Raw genomic sequence first — 535 nt, forward strand, 5'->3', positions numbered from 1 at the left:
TGGGCTTAAGTGGGCCTTACCTCCTCAGATGAAGGCTTGCTTACATGGGCTTAAGTGGACTCGAACCACCGACCTCACGCTTATCAGGCGTGCGCTCTAACCGGCTGAGCTATAAGCCCGTTCTCTGGTCTCTTATCTAAAAAAGGCTTCCGCCTCTTTTTCTCTTTTAATGCTGGCAGCCACCTGCTCTCCCACACCGTCTCCAGTGCAGTACCATCGGCCGCCCGGGCCTTAACCATCGTGTTCGGGATGGGTACGGGTGTCTCCCCCGGGCGCATCGCCACCAGCAGTCCTCTCCCGGCTTCTGACGGCCTGGGAAGGTTCTCTGATTGTACGTGAGTGCAGCCTTTCCCTCCGCCCTCCAATCCGCTTCCGCTTCTTCTCGGGCTACGTCCAAGCCTTCTTATGCATCTCCTCCGCCATCACCGCTTCAGGAAGCCCGCTCCCTGCTGCGGTGCCGCCTTCCGAGCTGCGCACTCACTCCTTGGTAACTAAGCAATAGACAACGGCCCCTACTCCTTCTTCCGTTTTAGTT

The 535-nt window shown here is 57.8% G+C and carries 1 tRNA gene and 1 rRNA gene; both read right to left on the bottom strand.

The window, feature by feature from the left end:
- Nucleotides 1–45: 45 nt before the first annotated feature.
- Nucleotides 46–119 (bottom strand) — tRNA-Ile (locus tag HJV72_RS18800).
- A gap of 51 nt (nucleotides 120–170) precedes the next feature.
- A 5S ribosomal RNA gene (gene rrf, locus HJV72_RS18805) occupies nucleotides 171–288 on the bottom strand.
- Between the last annotated feature and the right edge of the window lie 247 nt (nucleotides 289–535).

It is taken from the genome of Extibacter sp. GGCC_0201, assembly GCF_017566055.1.
Classification (GTDB): Bacteria; Bacillota; Clostridia; order Lachnospirales; family Lachnospiraceae; genus Extibacter.